Consider the following 7,283-nt stretch of genomic DNA (forward strand, 5'->3'; position numbering starts at 1 on the left):
CGCCATCACGCCATTGATGACGGGAGATAACTTGCCGCAATTGACCTGCCATCGAAGTCTCATCCGGTTGCGGTTGTCATTTCTTTCGGGCCAGATAGTTGACGCGGCCGTTCCAAACAACTCGGCGGCAACGCGGGATCATCGCTTCTGGTGATTCGTCGTCGGTATAGTCAATCGAGCGAGCATCGTTGGCTTAAGTGCGGCAAAATATGCGTGGATTGAGGCGTGGTTCTTCCAGCAAACACCATGAATCTGCGTATTTTTGGGCGGATTATCTGGGTCACCGCGTTCTGAAAGAATATTCCTTGCGGGGAATGTTTCTTCGCGGTAGCAACTCCACAACACGGAGCAGCATGGCATGGGCAGATTGACAGGAAAAATTATCGAGGCTTCAGCGGCAATCGAGCCCCGCGATGAGCACGCCGCAGGTGTCGACCTACGCCGACTTCGCCTGCTTTCCGGACTGACCCAAGCCGAAATGGCGACCCGAATGAATGTTCAACAGGCCGCCATTTCGAAGCTTGAGAAGGGTGGCGAGGTTCACCTATCGAGTGTTAAACGCTACGTGGAAGCACTCGGCGCATCGCTACGCGTAGATGCTGTCTTTCCTGCCGACGCTCGCCTAGTTCTTCGAGTACAGGAAGCTTTCGACCTTGAGTACGGGAACGACGATCAGCTCGTTTTCCCACTCATGGCGGACGAGCCGTTTCGTCCGCAACGAGATGTCGTGCTTTCCATTCGCCCACAATACTCAGAGAAGATTATGCAAGGTCGCAAAACCGTAGAGCTTCGTCGACGGTTCCCTGTCTCGGCTCCCGGCGGAACCATGGCCTACATTTATTCGACTTCGCCCGTCAGGGCGATGGTGGGTATTGCTGAGATCAAAGATGTGCTGAAACTTCCAGTTCAGCAAATTTGGTCCGAGTTTGAGGACACGGCATTTATCCAGAGAAACGATTTCGATAGCTATTTCCATGGCCTAGAGTTTGGATTTGCTTTGCTGTTTGAAGAAGTGAAGCCTTTCTCCCGACCCATCCCACTGACGGAATTACGCGAAAAATTCGGTTTCGAACCGCCACAGTCATTCCTTTATGCGAGCCGCAATCTGCGAAAGGCCCTGAGAGATGAGGCAACAGTCGTATCTCATTGATACGAATATTCTGATCGGCCTCGAGGACTACCGAGCTGTAGAAGCAGCCTACGCCAAATTCTCGAGCCTCGCTTCAGCCCATAAGATCACGATTTTCGTGCACGAGGCTGCTCGCGACGACATAGCCCGCGATAAGAACGCGGAACGCCGTCGGATATCTCTTAGCAAAATCTCAAAGTATCAAGTCCTCGGCAAGCAGCGGGGGCTTGGCCAGGCTGATCTTGAGGCGGAATTCGGCGCTCTGAAGCGTCCAAATGACGTAGTGGATGCTACGCTTCTCCATGCCCTGAAGAGCGGCGTAGTCGACTTTCTCGTGACGCAGGATAAGGGGCTTCACGAACGTGCATTCAAACATTCAGCTGAGCTCGGCCGACGTATCCTATTCGTTGGCGACGCAGTCGATCTGCTAACACAGACATACGAGCCGAGACAGGTCCCTATCCGGCATGTTGCCGAGGTTGAGGCCCATACCATTAATCACAAAGACAGCTTCTTCGACAGCCTCCGCGAAGGATATCCGGAATTCGATGATTGGTGGCGTGAGAAGTGTGTTCGCGAGCGCCGCCCATGCTGGGTCGTATATGATGACGATGAACTGGCGGGGCTAATCGTTCGGAAAGATGAGACGGCCACCGACACAGATGCGGTGACGAAAGCCAACAAAATCCTGAAGGTTTGTACCTTTAAGGTTGCTCCGGACAAACGCGGCGTAAAGCTTGGTGAACTGCTCTTGAAGCAAGTCCTTTGGTATGCCCAGCGCAACCGCTACGACCTCGCGTATCTGACCACTTATAAGGATCAAGCAGCGCTAATGAACCTCTTGGAATTCTACGGTTTCATTCGCGCCGGCACAAAAGATAATGGCGAGTTCATCTACGAACGGGCATTCTCGTCAGCGAAATTACTCGATGATCCCTCTGTGACCGCTTTCGATGCGGCAAGGAAGAACTATCCCCGCTTCCTCGTAACTGAGAAGGTTCGCGGCTTCGGAATCCCAATCCAAGAAGACTATCACGACACCTTATATCCCGATCTTTGGAAGCCGAAGCAGCCGGACTTCTTTGTTGGCGCCTCTCGGGCAGACCGCCCGACGCGGCCAGGGAACACTATCCGCAAGGTCTATCTATGCCGAGCGCCCTCTAAGCTTGGAGAGGCGGGCTCCCTACTGTTCTTTTATAAAGGGGCATCTAAGGAAAGCCCGTCACAGGCGATGACGACAATAGGCATTTTGGAAAGCGTTACATACGCAAGTTCTACCAGAGAGTTGATGCAGTTGACCGGCGGGCGATCCGTCTACAGTGAGCAGCAGCTCGATCAGTGGAAGGCAACAACAGCTAGGCCGGTCAAAGTTATCAACTATCTTTTAGCCGCCTACATAGATCCAGCCGTTGGTTTAGACGAGTTGCGAGATTTGGGTATTGTTAATGGGAATCCGCAACAGACGATCTACAAGATAAGGTCTCATGTTCTTCCACGGCTTCTCAATCGTGCCAACTTAGAGTTCGACATATGAACCAGCGCACGATTGCATTCGTTGGCATCTTAGGAGTCGGAAAATCCACCTTTCTCCGGTCAGCGGCGAAGATGATAGCGTTTCAGCACCTGACTGCCGGATCGCTCATCTGTAGAGCGCGCGAGTCAGTGCATGTCCACGATCTACTTCGCTTGCAAAACTTGGAAGAGAACCAGCGGCTCTTGGTTGCAGGCTTTCAGATGGCTAAAGCTTCCACAAGCCAACTGGTCGTGATGGATGGCCATGTAATTGTTGACGGTGCTGATGGTTTGCAGGCAATCAGCAGTAACGTGTTTGCAGCTCTAGGTGCCGATGCTATCGGCCATCTTGAGGCCGAGCCAGTGCGGATCCTGACAAACCGCGAAGGGGAAAAATCTCGTGATCGCTCGAGATTGACACTCAGTCAGCTTGCCGACCATCAGTCCCGTTCTCTCGATGCAGCTTCCACCATCGCATTATCTCTGTCTATCCCATTCAAATTGCTCACTTATGAGCAGATTGATGAGTTTTGCTCATTCGCTACAAGTCTATAGATCGCGTAGTTGATATTTCTTTGTAAAAGGTTCGTGCCTATGCATCGAAGCGGTCGAGGAAAGTGCTTGACGGTTATGGCAAAGCAGGTCAGCCCCTCACTTCCATTTGTTTAGATTGCCACGCCCGCTAATGCTCAGTTCAGCTAGATGGCTTGCTCTTTCTGCTGATGTTTGAACGTCGGCCATCGGGTGGAGTCGATGGTAGTGTGAAAGGTTCTTGGTTCATTTGATTGATAAGCATGTTGATCGCTAGTTGAATATCAGAAGGTAGATCCTTGAAAAGCTGGACAATCGGCGCCTCTGCGGACGAAAGAAACTCGGCTGCCCGTTGCGCAACAACAGATCGTGGTGCCAATTCGGATCCTACGGCACCTAACCACACCGTGGTCGCAGCGGTCGCTGCGGCGATGACCATATTGCGGACGGACAGCACACCGCGAGTGGATGCCTTGTAACTTACGGGCCCTTTCCGGCTGCTAGATTCTAACAACCCCCTAACAGCTTCGGCGATATCTTGCGCGATCAGCTCATTGCGCACTGCAAAATCGGTGGCGTCCTGTGCATGAGTTACAAGGGTGATCTGTGATAGAAATTCGCCGGTTTCGTTATCGATTTCACGAGCGCTGGGAAATCTCCTTACCCAGGGCGCGACTGTTTTAACCAAATCCTCTAGGGGTCGGCGAACCTCAGGCCTCAAACTTTCAGCGAAGCTGAGTTCACCTGAACGTATCTGATTGTCCAGTTCCAAAAAGGAGCCAAGCTCAAGGGCCGCGCTGTAGACTTGCCCAATAACCGATGGAATACCCTCGGTGGGGCGATCCAGAAGAGCAATGAACCGTCTATTTGCAGCGGTAATACCCGACCAACCGTATTGATTATCAAGTGATCTTGCCGATTCGGCAAATGCTTCTAACTTGCGCCGAGATTCTTGATGCAGCTGCTGCGTTATTTGATGTGATGCGGCTGTCTCGTCGCTTTCGTCGCCCTCGAAGTCGATCTCTAGCGTCTCTCGGCCCGGCCTGAAGGTGGTCCCCAGCTTAACTTGAGGAATGCCGCGTACCTTTTCGGCAATCGATACCTTTTCCGCCAATTGCTCTATGTTGTAGGGAGGCCAGTCGGGTAAATCCATTCCCAAGCGAAGCGCGAAATGGGCCAATACTTCCTTAAGCTCAACGAGCGACTTACGACCGAAATTCGGCAAGCGTAACACCTGGTACTCGGTCATCTGCACCAGATCGCCTACAAAGACCCGATCTGTCGAAAGGATAGCAGTTGCCGTGCGCACTGATAACTCAAGCTCATCGATTCGTAGGAACAGGTATTTATTCAGCGGCTCGGCACGACCCTCGGATGCCCGCTCTTGGCTCTCCTCGAAGTCAAACAATAGCTTGGCTGCCACACGACTTGATTTCACGTCCAGTTTTTTGCGAGCCTGGCTGAGATGGTAGTTAACGGTGATGGTGTTGATCTGCAGTTTCTGGCCAATCTCTCGCGCCTTTAGGCCCTGATGGGCCAACCTCAAGACCTCGGTCTGCCTTTTGCTCAGTCCCTTGAAGCTGCTACTCCGCAATGAATGTCCCACCTCTGTCCGTTCTGCGAAAACGAGTCCCTTTATCGGCATGTATAGTGAAACTGGGCAAAACCGTCGAGAATATTTGCAGTTAGGGTTTGGTCAGGATGCGATTGCTTTGATTGCCTCCGATTTATTCGACGGTTGTTGGACAGTGCGAGAACGGCGGGGCTTTAGAGTTCGGATGTAAGCACTTGGTTTTACATCCGTTTACCGACACTGCGTCTATAGCTTCGCTCGTCGAACTGTGGTCGAAAGACGCTTTGAGTGGTTAGTCGGAAGAATCCTGCACCATTCTGCGGCAGCGCGAGATTGATCACACACTTGTTTTGGCCATCCACTTAATGCAACCATGAATCGCAGTGTTTGGTCGCGTGACAGCCGGGGGGATGATGCGAGTAGCTCGAATAGTGATCCAGAATTTTCGCACATTCGCGTCACTCGACGTGAATGTCGCGGATGATCTGTGCTGTATCATCGGAGAAAACAATACTGGCAAGACCGCGATCCTTCGCGCAATCCAAATTTGTCTAGACAACATGCTGCCGTCGAGTTTCCGGGCGCTGATGCGCGAGGACATCCACTCCGCGATCGATATCGCCCAACCCAGCCAGGTTCTAATAGGAATTGAACTGGCTGGGTTCGAGGGACGTGTGAATGAAGAGGCGCTGGTAAGCACCTGGAAGACGGCTGCGGACCGCGCGCGTATATTCTACCGCTTCCGTCCGCGGCCAGCTGTCCGGGAGCAGCTTGCAAGTGGCGACATCTTGCCAGGGGCGCTAACCCTCGAAGATTATCAGTGGGAAATCCGCGGTGGCGGTGACCCTGCCATCGACCTCACTGAGATCGCCTGGGACGACGACGGGATCGGCGAGTCGGTGCGTTTTGCAGATCTGCAATCTTACCTTCTTGTTCATCTGCCTGCGCTCCGCGATGTCGAGAGCGACCTGCGCAATCCCCGCCAGTCGCCACTCATCCGTCTGATCGAGGCGTTCGAGATTGATGCGGCCGAGCAGGATGCCCTAATTGCTATCCTCGACGAGGCCAATCAGGCGATCGCAAACTCGGCGACTATTGCCGAAATAGCAGGGGCAATTGACGCACGGTTTAAGGATGTCTCTGGCCCCGCGTTCGAGATGGACGCGGCTCTCGGCCTCTCCGCTGCAACCTTCCGCGCTATCATACGCAACCTGAAAATCATTCTGTCGGACCTTTCACTCACCTCGTTCGAACCTGGCCGCAACGGTCTTGGGATGAACAACATCCTCTACATCGCGATCCTGATGGAATACCTGCAGCGGCGAATCGCGCTCAATCGCTCAGCCGGTCAATTGATACTGATCGAGGAGCCAGAAGCGCATCTTCATCCTCAATTGCAGTTCTCATTGATCGCGGCACTACGCGCGATCAACGTGCAGACCATCCTGACTAGTCACAGCACCCAGGTGACCTCTCAGGTTCCACTGAGCAGCATTGTATCTCTCACCAAGCGCGAGGACGCGACCATCGCTGCCGGCAATCTCGCGCTCAATGCCGCGCTGACCGCGCCAGAAATTGCCGATCTCGAGCGCTACCTCGACGCAACCAAGAGCGCCTTGCTCTACGCCCGCAAGGTCATGCTGGTCGAAGGTCCAGCCGAGATGTTCCTGATCCCGGCGATGATCGAGCAAGTGTACGGCGTGAAGCTTGAGCGGCTCGGCATCTCAGTTATTGCGATTCATGGCGTCCACTTTGACGTCTATGCCAAACTGTTCCGCGCCGGATCGCTCGAGAAGAAATGCGCCATCGTGGCCGATGCTGATATGACGCCGTCCGACGCCGAGGACTTCGATCCGGAAACCCACGCGCCCGATCTGGTGGCATTGGAAAACGACTTTGTGTCCACATTCGAGGGCGCCACCACTTTCGAACGCGAACTGGTATCGGTCGGGCGCCTGCCAATGCTGATCGAGACCGTTCGCGCTCTCGGCGCGCCGCAGATCCTTGCGCAGATGGAGCATGGGCTCGCAACGCTTGCGCTCGGGGGACTGAGCCCCGCCGACGAGACAGCGCTACGCATAGAACTTGGCCGTATCACGCTCAATACCGCCAAGCGCTTTGGCAAGGCGCGTTTCGCGCAAATAGCAGCGCGCTACGCTAACCTCGCGACCGATCTACCGACCTATATCGAGGAGGCGTATGAGTGGCTCACCGAATGATCCGGCTGACACCGGAACAGCGCGAGGCGGTCGAACATGACGGCAATCTGCTTCTGACTGCGTGCCCAGGCAGCGGCAAGACGCGGGTCATTCTCGCCAAGCTGCTGACGCTGGCCGATCAGGTTGTCGGCACGCCACAGTTCATTGGCTGCATTACCTATACCAATGCCGCGGTCGATGAGATCGAGGCCAGGTTGCGCACCTACGGCAATAACGCAATCGCGGACCGCTGTGAAATCTCCACGATCCACGCTTTCTGCCTGCAATTCATTCTTCGTCCCTATAGCTGGCTGTTACCCGAGGTGCCAGCGTCGTTTCA

6 protein-coding genes are annotated in these 7,283 nt (G+C 54.0%); 5 read left to right on the forward strand and 1 reads right to left on the reverse strand.

Annotated features, from left to right (window positions below; translation table 11 throughout):
* Positions 1-358 precede the first annotated feature (358 nt).
* From AB8B31_RS35440 to AB8B31_RS35450, 3 genes are read left to right on the forward strand one after another with little or no spacing between them, the layout of a single operon-like run.
* Positions 359-1,150: a helix-turn-helix domain-containing protein gene (locus AB8B31_RS35440; protein WP_439007736.1), complete on the forward strand. Its 792-nt coding sequence runs from the start codon at positions 359-361 to the stop codon at positions 1,148-1,150.
* Positions 1,125-2,663 (forward strand): GNAT family N-acetyltransferase, encoded by a 1,539-nt coding sequence (locus AB8B31_RS35445; RefSeq protein ID WP_439007737.1) that lies wholly within the window; start codon positions 1,125-1,127, stop codon positions 2,661-2,663. Before AB8B31_RS35440 ends, AB8B31_RS35445 begins: the two co-directional genes overlap by 26 nt.
* Complete coding sequence (locus AB8B31_RS35450; RefSeq protein ID WP_439007738.1) at positions 2,660-3,196, forward strand: ATP-binding protein; 537 nt, start codon at positions 2,660-2,662, stop codon at positions 3,194-3,196. The genes AB8B31_RS35445 and AB8B31_RS35450 overlap by 4 nt, the downstream gene beginning before the upstream one ends.
* Positions 3,197-3,335: 139 nt before the next feature.
* Here the strand turns inward: AB8B31_RS35450 and AB8B31_RS35455 are convergent, their stop codons facing one another.
* Positions 3,336-4,817: a DNA-directed RNA polymerase subunit alpha C-terminal domain-containing protein gene (locus tag AB8B31_RS35455; protein ID WP_439007739.1), complete on the reverse strand. Its 1,482-nt coding sequence runs from the start codon at positions 4,815-4,817 to the stop codon at positions 3,336-3,338.
* A gap of 341 nt (positions 4,818-5,158) precedes the next feature.
* Between AB8B31_RS35455 and AB8B31_RS35460 the strand changes: the two genes are divergently transcribed.
* Both AB8B31_RS35460 and AB8B31_RS35465 read left to right on the forward strand, forming a co-directional pair.
* The gene (locus AB8B31_RS35460) at positions 5,159-6,964 is read left to right on the forward strand and encodes an ATP-dependent nuclease (protein WP_439007740.1); all 1,806 of its coding nucleotides are present in this window, start codon (positions 5,159-5,161) and stop codon (positions 6,962-6,964) included.
* A partial coding sequence (locus AB8B31_RS35465; protein ID WP_439007741.1) for a UvrD-helicase domain-containing protein occupies positions 6,949-7,283 on the forward strand: 335 nt, incomplete at its 3' end. The genes AB8B31_RS35460 and AB8B31_RS35465, both read left to right, overlap by 16 nt.

The sequence above is a fragment of the Rhizobium sp. 62_C5_N11_2 genome, from assembly GCF_051811185.1.
GTDB classification, from domain to species: domain Bacteria; phylum Pseudomonadota; class Alphaproteobacteria; order Rhizobiales; family Rhizobiaceae; genus Rhizobium; species Rhizobium leguminosarum.

Excerpts from the sequence above, each read along its gene's own strand:
- AB8B31_RS35445 (WP_439007737.1), top strand. The coding sequence starts at position 1,125 with ATGAGGCAACAGTCGTATCTCATTGATACGAATATTCTGATCGGCCTC.
- AB8B31_RS35450 (WP_439007738.1), top strand. The coding sequence starts at position 2,660 with ATGAACCAGCGCACGATTGCATTCGTTGGCATCTTAGGAGTCGGAAAA.
- AB8B31_RS35460 (WP_439007740.1), top strand. The coding sequence starts at position 5,159 with ATGCGAGTAGCTCGAATAGTGATCCAGAATTTTCGCACATTCGCGTCA.
- AB8B31_RS35440 (WP_439007736.1), top strand. The coding sequence starts at position 359 with ATGGGCAGATTGACAGGAAAAATTATCGAGGCTTCAGCGGCAATCGAG.
- AB8B31_RS35455 (WP_439007739.1), bottom strand. The coding sequence starts at position 4,817 with ATGCCGATAAAGGGACTCGTTTTCGCAGAACGGACAGAGGTGGGACAT.